17 protein-coding genes, 1 pseudogene and 1 other annotated feature (1 of these 19 only partly in view) are annotated in these 15995 nt (G+C 51.8%); of the genes and pseudogenes, 12 read left to right on the top strand and 6 right to left on the bottom strand.

Going from position 1 to position 15995, the window contains the following annotated elements; translation table 11 throughout:
- Window positions 1-20 (top strand) — a sequence feature (Trp leader region) (it extends 75 nt beyond the left edge of the window).
- A 23-nt stretch (window positions 21-43) separates the two neighbouring features.
- Genes HV237_RS11250 through trpA form a run of 5 tightly spaced genes read left to right on the top strand, consistent with a single transcriptional unit; the run spans window position 44 to window position 6573 of the window.
- Window positions 44-1606: an anthranilate synthase component 1 gene (locus HV237_RS11250; RefSeq protein WP_047358086.1), complete on the top strand. Its 1563-nt coding sequence runs from the start codon at window positions 44-46 to the stop codon at window positions 1604-1606.
- Window positions 1606-3201 carry a bifunctional anthranilate synthase glutamate amidotransferase component TrpG/anthranilate phosphoribosyltransferase TrpD gene (gene trpD / locus HV237_RS11245; RefSeq protein WP_003020639.1) on the top strand — a complete coding sequence of 532 codons (1596 nt, stop codon included), beginning with the start codon at window positions 1606-1608 and terminating at the stop codon, window positions 3199-3201. Before HV237_RS11250 ends, trpD begins: the two co-directional genes overlap by 1 nt.
- A 3-nt stretch (window positions 3202-3204) precedes the next feature.
- Complete coding sequence (gene trpCF, locus HV237_RS11240) at window positions 3205-4563, top strand: bifunctional indole-3-glycerol-phosphate synthase TrpC/phosphoribosylanthranilate isomerase TrpF (protein WP_047358150.1); 1359 nt, start codon at window positions 3205-3207, stop codon at window positions 4561-4563.
- A gap of 10 nt (window positions 4564-4573) precedes the next feature.
- A complete protein-coding gene (trpB, locus tag HV237_RS11235) occupies window positions 4574-5767 on the top strand; it encodes a tryptophan synthase subunit beta (protein WP_003020645.1) in 1194 nt (397 codons plus the stop codon).
- A complete protein-coding gene (trpA, locus tag HV237_RS11230) occupies window positions 5767-6573 on the top strand; it encodes a tryptophan synthase subunit alpha (RefSeq protein ID WP_016156657.1) in 807 nt (268 codons plus the stop codon). The genes trpB and trpA overlap by 1 nt, the downstream gene beginning before the upstream one ends.
- A 32-nt stretch (window positions 6574-6605) precedes the next feature.
- Here trpA and HV237_RS11225 read toward each other — a convergent pair whose 3' ends face one another.
- The 3 genes from HV237_RS11225 to ompW all read right to left on the bottom strand — a co-directional run bounded on the left by HV237_RS11225 (window position 6606) and on the right by ompW (window position 9310).
- Window positions 6606-8078: a GGDEF domain-containing protein gene (locus HV237_RS11225; protein ID WP_047358085.1), complete on the bottom strand. Its 1473-nt coding sequence runs from the start codon at window positions 8076-8078 to the stop codon at window positions 6606-6608.
- A 185-nt stretch (window positions 8079-8263) separates the two neighbouring features.
- Complete coding sequence (locus HV237_RS11220; protein WP_047358084.1) at window positions 8264-8539, bottom strand: hypothetical protein; 276 nt, start codon at window positions 8537-8539, stop codon at window positions 8264-8266.
- A gap of 132 nt (window positions 8540-8671) precedes the next feature.
- Window positions 8672-9310, bottom strand: coding sequence for an outer membrane protein OmpW (ompW, locus tag HV237_RS11215; protein WP_016153263.1), 639 nt, complete (start codon window positions 9308-9310; stop codon window positions 8672-8674).
- Between the two features lie 283 nt (window positions 9311-9593).
- On the opposite strand from ompW, the pseudogene HV237_RS26185 reads away from it, so the two are divergent.
- The 4 genes and pseudogenes from HV237_RS26185 to yciA all read left to right on the top strand — a co-directional run.
- Window positions 9594-9680: pseudogene (locus tag HV237_RS26185) on the top strand (YkgJ family cysteine cluster protein); the annotation flags it as partial.
- Window positions 9681-9708: 28 nt separating this feature from the next.
- Complete coding sequence (locus tag HV237_RS11210; RefSeq protein ID WP_016153264.1) at window positions 9709-10452, top strand: YciC family protein; 744 nt, start codon at window positions 9709-9711, stop codon at window positions 10450-10452.
- A 54-nt stretch (window positions 10453-10506) separates the two neighbouring features.
- Window positions 10507-11046, top strand: coding sequence for a septation protein A (locus tag HV237_RS11205; RefSeq protein WP_016153265.1), 540 nt, complete (start codon window positions 10507-10509; stop codon window positions 11044-11046).
- 165 nt (window positions 11047-11211) lie between these two features.
- Entirely contained in the window at window positions 11212-11613 is a 402-nt protein-coding gene (yciA, locus tag HV237_RS11200) for an acyl-CoA thioester hydrolase YciA (protein ID WP_016153266.1), read from the top strand.
- 75 nt (window positions 11614-11688) lie between these two features.
- On the opposite strand, the gene tonB is transcribed toward yciA, so the two are convergent.
- The gene (gene tonB / locus HV237_RS11195) at window positions 11689-12405 is read right to left on the bottom strand and encodes a TonB system transport protein TonB (RefSeq protein ID WP_016156660.1); all 717 of its coding nucleotides are present in this window, start codon (window positions 12403-12405) and stop codon (window positions 11689-11691) included.
- Between the two features lie 224 nt (window positions 12406-12629).
- Between tonB and HV237_RS11190 the strand changes: the two genes are divergently transcribed.
- Window positions 12630-12926 (top strand): YciI family protein, encoded by a 297-nt coding sequence (locus tag HV237_RS11190; protein ID WP_003020675.1) that lies wholly within the window; start codon window positions 12630-12632, stop codon window positions 12924-12926.
- Between the two features lie 51 nt (window positions 12927-12977).
- On the opposite strand, the gene HV237_RS11185 is transcribed toward HV237_RS11190, so the two are convergent.
- Window positions 12978-13151 carry a YciY family protein gene (locus HV237_RS11185; protein WP_016153268.1) on the bottom strand — a complete coding sequence of 58 codons (174 nt, stop codon included), beginning with the start codon at window positions 13149-13151 and terminating at the stop codon, window positions 12978-12980.
- Window positions 13152-13293: 142 nt separating this feature from the next.
- Between HV237_RS11185 and cls the strand changes: the two genes are divergently transcribed.
- Together cls and HV237_RS11175 are read left to right on the top strand one after the other, a co-directional pair.
- The gene (cls, locus tag HV237_RS11180; protein WP_016156727.1) at window positions 13294-14754 is read left to right on the top strand and encodes a cardiolipin synthase; all 1461 of its coding nucleotides are present in this window, start codon (window positions 13294-13296) and stop codon (window positions 14752-14754) included.
- A gap of 34 nt (window positions 14755-14788) precedes the next feature.
- Window positions 14789-15118 (top strand): HI1450 family dsDNA-mimic protein, encoded by a 330-nt coding sequence (locus HV237_RS11175; RefSeq protein ID WP_003020691.1) that lies wholly within the window; start codon window positions 14789-14791, stop codon window positions 15116-15118.
- A 36-nt stretch (window positions 15119-15154) separates the two neighbouring features.
- Here the strand turns inward: HV237_RS11175 and HV237_RS11170 are convergent, their stop codons facing one another.
- Entirely contained in the window at window positions 15155-15991 is an 837-nt protein-coding gene (locus HV237_RS11170) for an ion transporter (RefSeq protein ID WP_016156728.1), read from the bottom strand.
- Window positions 15992-15995: the final 4 nt, after the last annotated feature.

Genomic DNA, 15995 nt, shown 5'->3' with positions numbered 1-15995 from the left:
AAATGAGCGGGCTTTTTTTTGAACAAAATTAATGAGAATAACGATGCAAACACAAAAACCGACACTCGAGCTGCTTGCCTGCGATGCCGCCTACCGTGAAAATCCGACGGCGCTGTTTCATCAGGTGTGTGGCGCACGTCCGGCAACGCTGCTGCTGGAATCTGCCGATATCGACAGCAAAGACGATCTGAAGAGCTTGCTGCTGGTCGACAGCGCATTACGCATTACCGCCATCGGTGACACTGTCACCATTCAGGCATTATCCGCTAACGGCGCATCGCTGCTGCCGCTGCTGGATGCTGCCCTGCCAGCGGGCGTTGAGAACAAACAACAGCCGAATGGTCGCCATCTGCGATTCCCTGCCGTTAGCCCGCTGCTGGATGAAGACGCCCGCTTATGTTCCCTTTCCGTATTTGATGCCTTCCGTTTATTGCAGGAGCTGGTTAATGTTCCTGCGCAAGAACGTGAAGCGATGTTCTTCGGCGGTCTGTTTTCCTACGACCTGGTTGCCGGTTTTGAAGATTTACCTCAGCTTGAAGCGGGCAACCGTTGCCCTGACTACTGCTTCTATCTGGCAGAAACGCTCATGGTCATCGACCATCAGAAGAAAAGCACCCGCATTCAGGCCAGCATATTTACCCCCAGCGATGCAGAAAAACAGCGTCTTAATGCCCGTCTGGCGCAACTGAGCCAGCAGCTTACCGAATCTGCGCCGCCGCTGCCCGTCACTGAAGTTCCGCACATGCGCTGCGAATGCAATCAGAGCGATGAAGAGTTTGCCGCCGTGGTTCGTGGTATGCAAAAGGCCATTCGCGCTGGCGAAATTTTCCAGGTTGTTCCATCCCGTCGTTTCTCGCTGCCCTGCCCGTCACCGCTGGCGGCCTACTATGTGCTGAAGAAAAGTAACCCCAGCCCGTACATGTTTTTTATGCAGGACAACGATTTCACCCTGTTCGGCGCTTCTCCGGAAAGCTCGCTGAAATACGATGCCACCAGCCGGCAGATTGAAATCTACCCGATTGCCGGGACCCGCCCACGCGGTCGTCGTGCGGACGGTTCGCTGGACCGCGATCTCGACAGCCGTATTGAGCTGGAGATGCGTACCGATCATAAAGAGCTTTCCGAGCACCTGATGCTGGTAGACCTGGCGCGTAACGACCTGGCGCGCATCTGCACGCCTGGCAGCCGCTACGTTGCTGACCTCACCAAAGTGGATCGTTATTCCTTCGTTATGCACCTGGTTTCCCGCGTAGTCGGCGAGCTGCGTAGCGATCTGGATGTGCTGCATGCTTACCGCGCCTGTATGAACATGGGTACGCTAAGCGGAGCACCGAAAGTTCGCGCCATGCAGCTTATCGCCGAGGCCGAAGGCCGTCGTCGCGGCAGCTATGGCGGTGCAGTAGGTTACTTCACGGCCCATGGCGATCTGGATACCTGTATTGTGATTCGTTCCGCCCTCGTGGAAGACGGTATTGCCACCGTACAGGCTGGCGCCGGAATTGTTCTGGATTCCGTTGGGCAGTCAGAAGCCGATGAAACCCGTAATAAAGCGCGTGCGGTTCTGCGTGCTATCGCCACCGCACACCACGCACAGGAGACCTTCTAATGGCTGATATTCTGCTGCTCGATAATATCGACTCTTTTACCTATAACCTGGCAGATCAGCTGCGTACTAACGGTCATAACGTGGTGATTTACCGCAACCATATTCCGGCCCAGACATTAATAGACCGCTTAGCGACCATGAAAAATCCGGTGCTGATGCTCTCTCCAGGTCCGGGTGCGCCAAGCGAAGCGGGCTGCATGCCGGAGCTGTTAACCCGCCTGCGCGGCAAGCTGCCGATCATCGGCATTTGTCTGGGGCATCAGGCCATTGTTGAGGCCTATGGTGGATACGTGGGACAGGCGGGGGAAATCCTGCACGGCAAAGCGTCCAGCATTGAACACGACGGTCAGGCAATGTTCGCCGGTCTGGCAAATCCGCTGCCGGTGGCGCGCTATCACTCGCTGGTTGGCAGCAACGTTCCGGCCGGATTGACCATCAACGCCCACTTTAACGGCATGGTGATGGCGGTACGTCACGATACCGATCGCGTATGTGGCTTCCAGTTCCATCCAGAATCCATTCTGACCACCCAGGGCGCACGTCTGCTGGAGCAAACGCTGGCCTGGGCGCAACAGAAACTCGAACAGACTAATACGCTGCAACCTATTCTGGAGAAACTGTATCAGGCCCAGACGCTGTCTCAGCAGGAAAGCCACCAGCTGTTCTCCGCCGTGGTACGCGGTGAACTGAAGCCGGAACAACTGGCTGCGGCGCTGGTGAGCATGAAAATTCGTGGCGAGCACCCGAATGAAATTGCCGGTGCGGCAACCGCGCTGCTGGAAAACGCCGCCCCGTTCCCGCGACCTGATTATCTGTTTGCCGATATTGTCGGTACCGGCGGTGATGGCAGCAACAGTATCAATATTTCCACCGCCAGCGCCTTTGTGGCGGCCGCTTGCGGACTGAAAGTCGCCAAACACGGCAACCGCAGCGTCTCCAGCAAGTCGGGCTCTTCGGATCTGTTAGCGGCTTTTGGCATCAATCTGGATATGAACGCCGATAAATCCCGTCAGGCACTTGACGACCTCGGTGTGTGTTTCTTGTTTGCGCCGAAATACCACACCGGTTTTCGCCATGCTATGCCGGTACGCCAACAGTTGAAAACCCGTACGCTGTTTAACGTCCTCGGCCCGTTGATTAACCCGGCACATCCGCCGCTGGCGCTGATCGGAGTTTACAGTCCGGAACTGGTGCTGCCGATTGCCGAAACGCTGCGCGTGTTGGGGTATCAGCGGGCAGCCGTGGTGCACAGCGGAGGCATGGATGAAGTTTCCCTGCATGCACCGACCATTGTGGCAGAGCTGCATGATGGCGAAATCAAGAGCTATCAACTGACGGCAGAAGACTTTGGCCTGACACCTTACCACCAGGAACAGCTGGCTGGCGGCACGCCGGAAGAAAACCGTGACATTCTTAGTCGCTTGTTACAAGGTAAAGGTGAAGCCGCTCATGAAGCTGCTGTTGCCGCGAATGTCGCCATGTTAATGCGTCTGCACGGTGAAGAAGATTTAAAAGCCAATGCGCAAACCGTGATTAATGTACTGCGCAGCGGCGCGGCCTATGACCGTGTCACTGCACTGGCAGCAAGAGGGTAAATGATGCAAACCGTTTTAGCGAAAATTGTCGCAGACAAGGCGATTTGGGTAGAAGCCCACAAACAGCAACAACCGCTGGCCAGCTTTCAGAATGATGTTCAACCCAGCTCTCGTGATTTCTACGATGCGCTGCAAGGTGCACGCACCGCCTTTATTCTGGAGTGCAAAAAAGCGTCTCCGTCAAAAGGCGTGATCCGTGATGACTTCGACCCGGCACAGATTGCGGGCGTATATAAACAATATGCTTCTGCGATTTCCGTACTGACCGATGAGAAATATTTTCAGGGGAGCTTTGATTTCCTGCCCATCGTCAGCCGCATCGCACCGCAGCCGATTCTGTGTAAGGACTTTATTATCGATCCTTACCAGATTTACCTGGCGCGTTTCTATCAGGCGGACGCCTGTCTGCTGATGCTGTCGGTGCTTGATGATGAGCAATATCGTCAACTCGCCGCCGTCGCCCACAGTTTGAAAATGGGCGTACTGACCGAGGTCAGTAACGATGAAGAGCTGGAGCGTGCTATCGCACTGGGTGCCAAAGTGGTCGGTATCAACAACCGTGATTTACGCGACCTGTCGATCGATCTGAATCGCACCCGCCAGTTAGCGCCGCGACTGGGTCATGGCGTAACCGTCATCAGCGAGTCCGGTATCAATACCTATGGTCAAGTGCGAGAACTCAGCCACTTCGCCAACGGTTTTCTGATTGGCTCTGCGTTGATGTCGCATGATGATCTGCATGCTGCCGTGCGTCGCGTTCTGCTCGGCGAAAATAAAGTCTGCGGTTTAACCCGGGCTCAGGATGCAAACGCGGCATACGAAGCGGGTGCCATTTACGGCGGGTTGATTTTTGTGTCCACATCGCCACGCGCGGTCAGCGTTGAACGCGCACGCGAGGTCATGACCGGCGCACCGCTGCAATATGTCGGGGTGTTTCGCAACGCAGAGATCACCGACGTGCGCGAAACAGCGGTGGCTCTGGGGCTAACAGCCGTGCAATTGCATGGTAGCGAAGACCAGGCCTATGTTGACGCCCTGCGCGACGCGCTCCCCGAACAGGTGCAAATCTGGAAGGCGTTAAGCGTCAGTGAAACGTTGCCAGCTCGTGATTATCAGCACGTCGATAAATACGTATTCGACAATGGTCAGGGCGGCAGCGGTCAACGCTTCGACTGGTCACTTTTAGGCGGACAATCGCTGGATAACGTTTTACTGGCTGGCGGACTCGGCGCTGATAACTGCGTTGACGCGGCAAAAACCGGCTGTGCCGGTCTCGATTTCAATTCTGGCGTAGAGTCACAGCCGGGCATCAAGGATGCACGTCTTTTGGCTTCGGTCTTTCAGACGCTGCGCGCATATTAAGGAAAAGGACATGACAACATTACTCAATCCGTATTTTGGTGAATTTGGCGGTATGTATGTGCCACAGATTCTGATGCCTGCTCTGCGCCAGCTGGAAGAAGCTTTTGTCAGCGCGCAAAAAGATCCTGAATTTCAGGCGCAGTTTACAGACCTGCTGAAAAACTATGCTGGTCGTCCAACTGCACTGACCAAATGCCAGAACATTACTCAAGGCACCAACACTACGCTGTATCTCAAACGTGAAGATTTGCTGCACGGCGGCGCGCACAAAACCAACCAGGTGCTGGGCCAGGCGTTGTTGGCGAAGCGTATGGGGAAAACGGAGATCATCGCCGAAACCGGCGCGGGCCAGCACGGTGTTGCATCAGCTCTCGCCAGCGCGCTGCTGGGGCTGAAATGCCGTATTTATATGGGTGCAAAAGACGTTGAACGCCAGTCGCCAAACGTTTTCCGTATGCGTCTGATGGGGGCTGAAGTTATCCCGGTTCACAGCGGTTCTGCAACGCTGAAAGATGCCTGTAACGAAGCGCTGCGCGACTGGTCTGGCAGCTACGATACCGCGCACTATATGCTCGGTACGGCGGCGGGTCCACATCCCTTCCCGACCATTGTTCGTGAATTTCAGCGCATGATCGGCGAGGAAACTAAAGCGCAGATCCTTGAAAAAGAAGGTCGCCTGCCGGACGCGGTTATCGCCTGCGTGGGCGGCGGTTCTAACGCCATCGGTATGTTCGCGGACTTTATTAATGAAACCAGCGTCGGTCTGATTGGCGTCGAGCCTGGCGGCCATGGGATTGAATCAGGGGAACATGGCGCACCGTTGAAGCATGGTCGTGTCGGGATTTATTTCGGCATGAAGTCCCCGATGATGCAGACCGAAGAAGGACAGATTGAAGAGTCTTACTCTATTTCCGCGGGGCTGGATTTCCCGTCTGTCGGGCCGCAGCATGCGTACCTGAACAGCATTGGTCGCGCCGATTATGTTTCGATCACCGACGACGAAGCGCTTGAGGCCTTCAAAACGCTGTGTCTGCACGAGGGGATTATTCCGGCGCTGGAGTCCTCCCATGCCCTGGCACACGCATTGAAAATGATGCGTGAAAACCCGGAAAAAGAGCAGTTACTGGTGGTTAATCTCTCCGGTCGCGGCGACAAAGACATTTTCACCGTACACGATATTCTGAAAGCGCGAGGGGAAATCTGATGGAACGTTACGAAAATCTGTTTGCACAGCTGAAGGACCGCAAAGAAGGTGCTTTTGTCCCCTTCGTAACCCTGGGCGATCCGTCTGTTGAGCAGTCACTGAAAATCATTGATACGCTGATTGAAGCCGGTGCCGATGCCCTTGAGCTCGGTATTCCGTTCTCCGATCCGCTGGCTGACGGTCCAACCATTCAGGAAGCTACCCTGCGTGCATTTGCCGCCGGCGTCACGCCGTCGCAATGCTTTGAAATGCTGGCGTTGATTCGCCAGAAGCACCCTACGATTCCCATTGGCTTGCTGATGTATGCCAACCTGGTGTTTAGCAAGGGCATTGACGAGTTTTACGCCCAGTGTGAAAAAGTGGGCGTGGATTCCGTGTTAGTGGCCGATGTTCCCGTTGAGGAGTCCGCGCCATTCAGAGCTGCAGCGCTCCGCCACAACATTGCGCCAATTTTTATCTGCCCACCGAACGCTGATGAAGAACTGCTGCGCCAGATAGCCTCTCATGGCCGCGGCTATACCTATTTGCTTTCGCGTGCGGGCGTGACCGGTGCAGAAAATCGAGCGGCGTTACCGCTGCATCACCTGGTCGAAAAGTTGAAAGCATATGATGCTCCGCCTTCTTTACAGGGGTTTGGTATCTCTGCGCCTGAGCAGGTAACCGGCGCGATTGACGCTGGCGCTGCCGGCGCAATTTCCGGCTCGGCAATAGTGAAAATCATTGAGAAAAATGTTGCGGCACCGGAACAGATGCTGGCTGAGCTGAAAGCTTTTGTCAGCGCGATGAAAGCCGCCACCCGGCAGTAAGCTAAATCAACCGCCAGAGACTTCTGGCGGTTTTACGCTTCTTTCGTGTGCTTCATTTTATACATGGCGCTATCTGCATTCTGAATAGCCACATCCAGTTCACCGTTCACCTCTGCAATCCCCCACGATACTGACAATGGCACGGTATGACCGTCCACTACAAACACATGGCTGGTCACCTGCCCGCTGATACGTTGAGCGATTGCGATGGCATCAGTTGCCTGCGAGCGAAACAGCAGGATCATAAATTCATCCCCGCCGGTACGAATCACAATATCGTGACTGGTGCGGGTGTTTGATAACATCCTGTTGGCGATAATTTGCAACGCACGATCGCCTGCCGCGTGACCCCAGGTATCATTGACGGCCTTGAACTTATTGCAGTCCAGTAGCACCACCGAACAGTGGGATAAATCACGGCGCTTGATGATGTCGAGTATTCGGCGATTAAAGCAACCGGTCAGGGTGTCTATATAAACCTTCAGGTCGCTTTCGTTTAGCCATGATTTTAGCGAAAAACTAATCATGATGAAAAAGAACGGCGCCAGCAGGATCACGATCCCGGCATGGGTATCGCGCGTCATAAAACGGCCTAATGAAAGCGAATAGTGCAGCGCATATTTCTCCGAAAAATTGCGCACTAAAAAACGGGTTTGACCTGTACATTTACCGGATAAACAGAGACTTTCATTGTTGGTCAAATTTACCAATTCCACATTCAGCTCTGGTGGGAGCTGGTAGTCAAATGCTTGAGCCAACGCTTCCTGCAATTCGGGCTTTGAATGGTCATAAACCAGATAGGCCACGATTTGGTCTGATATCTCTTTGCCAGACAGATCGTAGATATAGCTCACCACGCTGTAAGCTTTTTCACCGGTAATTTTATCGGTATAGAAGTTCGTTGAACTAAGGGCTTTGTTTTTGACGTTTTTTTGCAACAGTCGGGTATAGAAATCGACCGGCGGATAGAAAAAGTTGGTGAGATCCCGCGCCATTTCAGAATTTGAGAAACTGAAGTTGCGCGAATCGGAAGCCATAAACCAGTAAAAATAATCTGAATTTTTGGCGATAATATAACGATGTGCATCGAAGCTGCCCGGATTTAGCTCATTAACCATACCGCGAATAAACTCCGCCGCCGTATACATACACAGCGCGTTGTGGCTGGCTTGCTGGGCAATAATTGTCCCTGTTACCGAATGCAGACGCTTTGGGTCGGCGTTAATTCCCCATTCAATCTCATTGCGGGGAACAAATTGTGAAATATCGCCACATTGCTCACCCGATTTAATATGGTGATAGCGCTCACCAATCGCATCGGCGATCAGCTCATTATCGTTAAAAATGTCCATCATGCGCGCTTGCATGCGGTTAACACCGTCACTGACTGCAGCCATCCGCTGCTCATAAATTATAAACAGAAACAACGACGTAAATATCAACGTAATGAGCCCTGATACCAGCAGTGCCTGCCTGTTTCTGAGCTTGTCCTGCACAATCTTCACGAGTTCACCCTGATAGTTAACATATTGCCAAACCGGTTACCCGTTTCTGTCGTTGCATAACTGCGCTGTATGTTGATTGAGAATGTTAACCGTCCCTAAGCTGATGCCTTAGAAGCCCGCCATTGTGTGCGCTAAAGTTACAGACTTATACAATAAAAGCACATTTTTGTTAACATAAATGCAAACTAATCATCACCATCAATCGGATACCCTGCCCGACGAATGGCCTCACGACAATCGCTCACGCCTGCGGCATAGCCCGCTTCAATCTCACAAACAGGACTGGCGCTGCAATAAGGTAGTTTAACCGGAGTCGCAATGCGTTTCTCCAGCACTTCAATTTTATCCATAAAATTCAATAAGTCACGCGCGGCGCTCACGGCGAACTCTGCCGTTTCATCTCCGGTGAATGGTTCCAAAAGTGTGATTTTTTGTTGTAGCAGGTGGCGAGTCAACATCATCGTCAATGCCCTCAAAGCCAGTTTGCTTAAAGAGTAGCATTACATCGACGGGGAGAAAGGCAGGAAGAAATAAACTGGTAATAAAAAAGCTGACCGTGGAGCGATCAGCTTTTCAGTATTTTAATCACGGACTTAGAAGCGATAACCCGCGGAGAACATAAACACCCACGGATCGAGGCGTACGCTGTCATGCTGCTGCGCGCCAGCCAGTTTGTAGCTCGCGGTGGTATCGATATCCATGTACCAGACCGACATGTTAATCAGCCAGTCGCGGTTAATCAGATAGTCCATACCCACTTGCCCTGCTGCGCCCCAGGAGTCTTTCAGGCTCAGGTCAGATAAACCGGTTTCTTTGCCGTTATTGTTAAAGCCTTCGTCAAAGAAGGTGGTGTAGTTCACACCGACACCAACGTACGGACGCAGTTTGCTGCTGGAATCGCCGAAATACCACTGTGCCATTAAGGTTGGTGGTAAATGGTGAACGGTCGCAATATCACCTGTTGTGGCAGTGCCAATTTTATGGCGGAACGGCGTGGCTGCCAGTAATTCAACACCGATATTGTCGGTTGCCATGTAGGTAAATGTCAGACCCAACTGCGTGTTATTGCTGACATCAAAGCCACCCAGGCTCCCCAGCGTACCACCCGCGCCTTCCGTCGGTCTGACGGTGGCAGAACCTGCACGAATAAAGAATTCTCCGGCCTCATGCGCAAATACGTTACCAGAGAGAAGAGTTGTTAAAGCCACTGCTGCAACTGTTAATTTTTTCATGTCCGCTCCATCGTTATGGTTATAAAAGCGGAACGAATATACCCACATTGGAGTAATAAGTGATCTAACCTGGATCACATTGACTTTGATAATTTAACATTTATTGATCCAGATTAAGTTAGAACTTGCATTCAAAATCCTGGTTAACTTAATTCAGATCAATTTTGATATATTTTCGCCACGCAAGTACCTGACCTCCGTTGCAGAATAGCGATGGTTATTTGTTCGTGATGCGCAGAGAACAACCAACGTTCTTGCATGACGCTGAAGTCATAGTCAAAAATTACCGGGGCTTTACAAAGATATGCTTTTCCATACACCGCGCGATGCTGCCACTGTAGAGTTATCCAGGGTACAATTGCCCACAAATGAACACCTGCAAAACTCAAGGAGAGTGCATGTCTATCACGGCGAAATCCGTTTACCGTGACACGGGAAACTTTTTCCGTAATCAATTCATTACCATCTTGCTGGTATCGTTGTTGTGCGCGTTTATCACAGTGGTGTTAGGGCATGCCTTTTCTCCCACCGACGCACAAATTGCACAACTTAGTGAAGGCGATCAGTTAACCAGCAGCGTGGGATTGTTCGATCTGGTGCAAAACATGACCCCGGAGCAACAGCAAATTTTGCTACGCGCTTCAGCGGCGTCGACGTTTTCCGGTCTGATTGGTAATGCCATCCTCGCCGGAGGTATTATCCTGATGATTCAGCTGATTTCAGCCGGTCATCGGGTCAGCGCGTTACGCGCCATCGGTGCCAGCGCGCCGGTTTTGCCGAAGCTGTTTATTCTGATTTTTCTGACTACTCTGCTGGTGCAAATCGGTATTATGCTGGTGGTGGTACCCGGTATTCTGCTGGCTATCCTGCTGGCACTTGCACCGGTGATGTTAGTACAGGACAAAATGGGTGTCTTTGCCGCGATGCGCAACAGTATGCGTCTGGCGTGGTCGAATATGCGCCTGGTTGCACCAGCAGTGATCGGTTGGCTGTTGGCAAAAACGTTGTTGTTGCTTTTTGCGCCAAGTTTTGCGGTACTTACGCCAAATGTAGGCGCGGTATTGGCGAACACGCTGAGCAATATGATCTCCGCCGTGTTGCTGATCTATTTGTTCCGCCTGTACATGCTAATTCGCCAATAAACCCTGAACGCATTCCGGGCTTGTACCCGGTGCTTTTGATGACGGAATCGAAGAATGAAGCAGTTTCTTGATTTTTTACCGCTGGTTGTCTTTTTTGCTTTTTATAAGCTCTATGACATCTACGCGGCGACCTCGGCGCTGATTGTTGCGACGGCTGTGGTTTTGATTTACAGCTGGGTCCGCTATCGCAAGGTCGAGAAGATGGCATTGATCACTTTTGTTCTGGTAGCCGTGTTCGGTGGCCTGACCATTTTCTTCCACAATGATGAATTCATTAAGTGGAAAGTAACGGTGATTTACGGGCTGTTTGCCGGTGCGCTGCTGGTTAGCCAATGGGTAATGAAAAAGCCGCTGATTCAGCGCATGTTAGGTAAAGAGCTGAGCTTGCCACAGCCGGTTTGGACAAAACTTAACTTCGCCTGGGCCGTCTTCTTTATCCTGTGCGGTCTGGCGAATATCTATATCGCGTTTTGGCTACCGCAGAATATTTGGGTCAACTTTAAAGTGTTCGGCCTGACCGCCCTGACTTTACTATTTACGTTACTGAGCGGAGTCTATATTTACCGCCACCTTCCGCAGGAAGATAAATCGTAATAAATGCTCGCCAGATCTCCGGATCTGGCGAATTTTTATCCCTTCGAGTTCCTTGTTGCCATCAACCTGGCTTACTTCCGCCCCGCAGGCCGCATCCCCTCTGTTCTCAGCGCGTAAATTCTAGTAGCATCGCGCCTGTAATCTTTCTCTATAGTCGGTTCTACAATGACAACAACGAATAACACTCCCCAGGGCGAACTGGTTTTACGCACTCTGGCTATGCCTGCCGATACCAACGCAAACGGTGATATTTTTGGCGGCTGGCTGATGTCACAAATGGATATAGGTGGCGCTATTCAGGCCAAAGAGATCGCACATGGTCGCGTGGTCACGGTGCGGGTTGAAGGAATGAGCTTTTTGCGCCCGGTTGCCGTGGGCGATGTGGTTTGTTGCTATGCACGCTGCGTGAAACGCGGGACGACCTCGATCAGCATTAATATTGAAGTCTGGGTGAAGAAAGTCGCTTCAGAACCTATCGGCCAGCGCTATAAAGCTACCGAAGCCCTGTTTATCTACGTTGCCGTTGATAAAGACGGTAAACCGCGGCCGATTCCCTCCCTGGCCTGATAGCACGCCCAAGCATCGCCATCCGGCAATCATTCTGCCGGATTTGGCGGCGTAACGCCAAATCCGGCCTGATGCTTACTCGATCTGTGTTGTGCCGTTCAGGCGGAAAACAATATTCACCACCAGCCCGGAACCTGGCTTACCGGCTTCATAACGCCATCTGCGCATCGCATTTTTCACTTCACGCTCAAACATATTCGCAGGCTGTGCGGACAGAACTTCCACATTTTCAACCCGGCCATCCGAGGTCACGTCAAATTTGACCTTCACACGGCCTTCAATGCGCAACGCCTGTGCACGTGCCGGATATTGAGGCTGATTACGACTTAAGGCTCGCGGACCCGATGGAGCACTCACCGCCGGTTTAGTGGTTGCCGGAGCGGTACTGGTTGTTGGACGCGCAGGCGCCGTATTTTCAAACGGGGACGTCGGACGCGGCTCTGCTGGTTTAACATCACGCTTCGGCTGCTCTTCCACCTTTTTCACCGGTTTTGGCTTCGGTTTAGGCTTGGGCTTCGGTTTCTCAATCACTACCGGCGCTTCTTTTGGCGGTTCGGGGATCGGTTCTGGCTCCGGTTCAGGCTCGACGACGGGTTCCGGCGGCGGCTGAACGGCCTGAGGCGGTTCAAGATCGGCAGGCGCAACCATCGTAACGGAGATCGGCTGCGCTGGCGCAGGCAGTTCAATAACCTGATGTACCGAGGTATACAGCAAACCTGCCACTACAGCACCATGAATGCCGACAGAAAGTAACGTAGGCCAGGGAAAGCGACGAGGTAAATCAAGGGTCATTGAAGTCATAATCGTTTCAGTAAAAAAACCAGGCCCTGATTTTAAATGCAAATAGCAATCATATTCAATAAGACCGTGAAGCTAACTGGCATTTAAAACGCGATTTTATGATAAAAAACCATTTTCAAAGTATGGCCTTAACATATTAGTTATCTTTCCGTTGCAGTTACCAGGCCTTTCCAATAACGTAAATATGACCTTTTACCGTTCAAGGAGCTCTACCCGTGCTGTACGTTATTTACGCTCAAGATATCGCAGACTCTCTCGAAAAACGTCTTTCCGTACGCCCTGCTCATCTGGCTCGTCTGCAACTCCTTCATGACGAAGGCCGTTTGCTCACGGCGGGTCCCATGCCAGCGGTTGACAGTAACGATCCGGGCGCCGCAGGCTTTACCGGCTCAACGGTGATTGCAGAATTTGAATCTTTAGAAGCCGCGCAGGCGTGGGCTGAAGCCGATCCCTACGTGGCGGCAGGTGTTTATGCGCAGGTTTCAGTAAAACCGTACAAAAAAGTATTTTAAAAACAAAACGAAAAGCAGACATTGGGCACCGACAGCGGTGCCCTTTTGAGATCAGATGTTGTGAATCGCAAACAGCAACGAGTTACGTTGATGGTTGAGAATACACTTTCTGATGGTATGGATACGCATATTACGGCGCGATTGTCCTTCAAGCCAACGTGCTTTACGGCGGCTAGCCTGACGCAGCATCCGCCAGCGTCCCACTTCCGTTCTACTACGCTTCATGTTTACTACTCTTTCAGTCACTGAGCGGCCATTATAACGCCACACCGAATGCAGACCAGTGGTTTTCCCGTGTTTTTATTTGCCAGATTAATCCTGATGCGTAAACTCTTAACAATACGCTTTCAAAAGGATTTTTAAATTTATGACAACCTTCTACACCGTGGTGAGTTGGCTGGTCATTCTGGGTTACTGGGTACTCATTGCTGGCGTAACATTACGCATTCTAATGAAACGACGCGCAGTGCCCTCCGCAATGGCCTGGCTTTTGATCATCTATATTCTGCCATTGGTAGGGATCATTGCTTATCTGTCCTTCGGTGAGCTCCACCTGGGTAAACGTCGCGCCGAACGCGCCCGGGCAATGTGGCCGTCAACGGCCAAGTGGCTGAACGATCTAAAAGCCTGTAAGCATATTTTTGCGCAGGAAAACAGCAGTGTCGCGTCATCCTTATTTAAGCTGTGCGAGCGTCGTCAGGGAATCGCTGGCGTTAAAGGGAATCAACTGCAGTTGCTCACCAGTTCAGAGGACGTGATGCAGGCATTGATCCGTGATATTCAACTGGCGCGTCACAACATCGAGATGGTGTTCTACATCTGGCAACCAGGCGGTATGGCCGATCAGGTCGCCGAGTCATTAATGGCTGCCGCAAGGCGTGGAATTCACTGTCGCTTAATGCTGGATTCCGCGGGTAGCGTGGCGTTCTTCCGCAGCCCATGGGCGGCGATGATGCGTAACGCGGGTATCGAGGTTGTTGAAGCGCTGAAAGTAAACCTGATGCGTGTATTTTTACGCCGTATGGACCTGCGTCAGCACCGCAAAATGATCATGATCGATAACTATATTGCTTATACCGGCAGCATGAACATGGTCGATCCCCGTTTCTTCAAACAAGATGCCGGCGTCGGGCAATGGGTGGATTTGATGGCGAGAATGGAAGGCCCGGTAGCCACCGCTATGGGCATTGTCTATTCCTGCGACTGGGAAATTGAGACCGGCAAGCGCATTCTGCCCCCGCCGCCAGACGTCAATATCATGCCATTTGAGCAGGCCAGTGGCCACACCATTCACACAATCGCTTCGGGACCTGGCTTCCCTGAAGATTTGATTCATCAGGCGCTGTTAACCGCGGCTTATTCGGCGCGTGAATATTTAATAATGACCACGCCCTACTTCGTTCCCAGCGACGATCTGCTGCACGCGATCTGTACAGCGGCGCAGCGCGGGGTCGACGTCAGTATTATTCTTCCACGCAAGAATGATTCCCTGCTGGTTGGCTGGGCAAGCCGGGCCTTTTTCACTGAGCTGCTGGCGGCTGGCGTTAAAATCTATCAGTTCGAAGGTGGCTTACTGCACACCAAGAGCGTACTGGTCGATGGCGAGCTGAGTCTGGTCGGTACCGTTAACCTGGATATGCGCAGTCTGTGGCTCAATTTTGAAATCACGCTGGTCATTGATGATGCCGGATTCGGTGGTGATCTCGCGGCAGTACAGGATGATTATATTTCGCGTTCTCGTCTGCTTGATGCCCGTTTGTGGGTAAAACGACCACTCTGGCAGCGGATCGCTGAGCGACTGTTTTACTTCTTTAGTCCGTTGCTGTAAAACGTGCCCATCAGACAGTAAACAGGTAGTCATTATGGATATGGATTTGAACAATCGCCTGACTGAAGACGAAACGCTTGAGCAGGCTTACGATATTTTTCTTGAACTGGCTGCGGACAACCTGGATCCAGCCGACATCATTCTGTTCAATTTACAGTTTGAAGAGCGCGGTGGTGCCGAGTTATTCGACCCGGCAGAAGACTGGCAGGAGCATGTTGATTTTGACCTGAACCCTGACTTCTTTGCCGAAGTGGTGATTGGTCTGGCAGATACAGAAGACGGCGAGATTAACGATATTTTTGCGCGCGTTTTATTATGTCGCGAAAAAGATCACAAACTCTGCCATATTCTCTGGCGCGAGTAACAAACAAAAAAGCTGCTCTCGCAGCTTTTTTCATTTTTATCCCGGCAGTTTACTTCCGCAGCGGTTACAAAACTGCGCACTATGTTCATGCTGCGCCTGCTGACACTGTGGGCATCTACGCTGATATCCGCGCTGTTGGAACGCACTGCTCATGTGTGTGGTTATCAATCCGGTCGGTATCGCAATCACAGAGTATCCAATCAGGATAAGCACTGACGCCACCATGCGTCCCAACGGCGTGTGCGGTGTAATGTCACCGTAGCCGACGGTGGTGACCGTAACAATTGCCCAATACACAGACGCATTCAGCGTAGTAAAGCCATATTTGGGCCCTTCTATCAGATACATCATCGCGCCGAAAACAACCATCAGAATGGCAATAAAGGAATAGAACAACATCAGTTGATGACGGGCGCTTTTTAACGCATTCCAGAACACTCGCAGAGAAGGCATAAAACGCAGCAGCTTGAGAATACGCAAGACGCGCAGGACACGCATCGCTCGCCAGGCGAAGACATAGCTCAGACTTATTTCAGGCCATAGCCACATCACGTACAGCGGTAGAATGGTGGCCAGATCGATAATCCCCCAGAAGCTAAACACATATTTAGCGGGATTGGCCCAGCTGCATAAGCGAAGAAAATATTCGAGGGTAAAGACCAGAGTAATAAAGACCTCCAGCCAGACAAAAATGCGCCATTCCTCGAAGGTTAAATGGTATTGCGTCCCGACGCCGGACTCAATGAAGATAACAATAACGCTGAGCAAGGCGAACAGCGCACACATACCTTCAAAGCGACGCCCTGAACGGGTGTTTAAATCGAATAATTTGCGATAGAGCGCGCGGCGGACAGAAGAGACTAAACCTGACACATAT

The sequence above is a fragment of the Citrobacter sp. RHBSTW-00570 genome (assembly GCF_013739755.1).
Classification (GTDB): Bacteria; Pseudomonadota; Gammaproteobacteria; order Enterobacterales; family Enterobacteriaceae; genus Citrobacter; species Citrobacter braakii.
Note: the sequence above shows the minus strand (reverse complement) of the source record. Positions and strands in the feature narration are given on the sequence as shown.

Coding starts and splice junctions, on each gene's coding strand:
- trpB (WP_003020645.1), top strand. CDS start 4,574: ATGACAACATTACTCAATCCGTATTTTGGTGAATTTGGCGGTATGTAT.
- HV237_RS11210 (WP_016153264.1), top strand. CDS start 9,709: ATGTCTATCACGGCGAAATCCGTTTACCGTGACACGGGAAACTTTTTC.
- HV237_RS11220 (WP_047358084.1), bottom strand. CDS start 8,539: ATGATGTTGACTCGCCACCTGCTACAACAAAAAATCACACTTTTGGAA.
- HV237_RS11185 (WP_016153268.1), bottom strand. CDS start 13,151: ATGAAGCGTAGTAGAACGGAAGTGGGACGCTGGCGGATGCTGCGTCAG.
- trpD (WP_003020639.1), top strand. CDS start 1,606: ATGGCTGATATTCTGCTGCTCGATAATATCGACTCTTTTACCTATAAC.
- tonB (WP_016156660.1), bottom strand. CDS start 12,405: ATGACCCTTGATTTACCTCGTCGCTTTCCCTGGCCTACGTTACTTTCT.
- HV237_RS11250 (WP_047358086.1), top strand. CDS start 44: ATGCAAACACAAAAACCGACACTCGAGCTGCTTGCCTGCGATGCCGCC.
- HV237_RS11205 (WP_016153265.1), top strand. CDS start 10,507: ATGAAGCAGTTTCTTGATTTTTTACCGCTGGTTGTCTTTTTTGCTTTT.
- trpCF (WP_047358150.1), top strand. CDS start 3,205: ATGCAAACCGTTTTAGCGAAAATTGTCGCAGACAAGGCGATTTGGGTA.
- trpA (WP_016156657.1), top strand. CDS start 5,767: ATGGAACGTTACGAAAATCTGTTTGCACAGCTGAAGGACCGCAAAGAA.
- HV237_RS11175 (WP_003020691.1), top strand. CDS start 14,789: ATGGATATGGATTTGAACAATCGCCTGACTGAAGACGAAACGCTTGAG.
- yciA (WP_016153266.1), top strand. CDS start 11,212: ATGACAACAACGAATAACACTCCCCAGGGCGAACTGGTTTTACGCACT.
- ompW (WP_016153263.1), bottom strand. CDS start 9,310: ATGAAAAAATTAACAGTTGCAGCAGTGGCTTTAACAACTCTTCTCTCT.
- cls (WP_016156727.1), top strand. CDS start 13,294: ATGACAACCTTCTACACCGTGGTGAGTTGGCTGGTCATTCTGGGTTAC.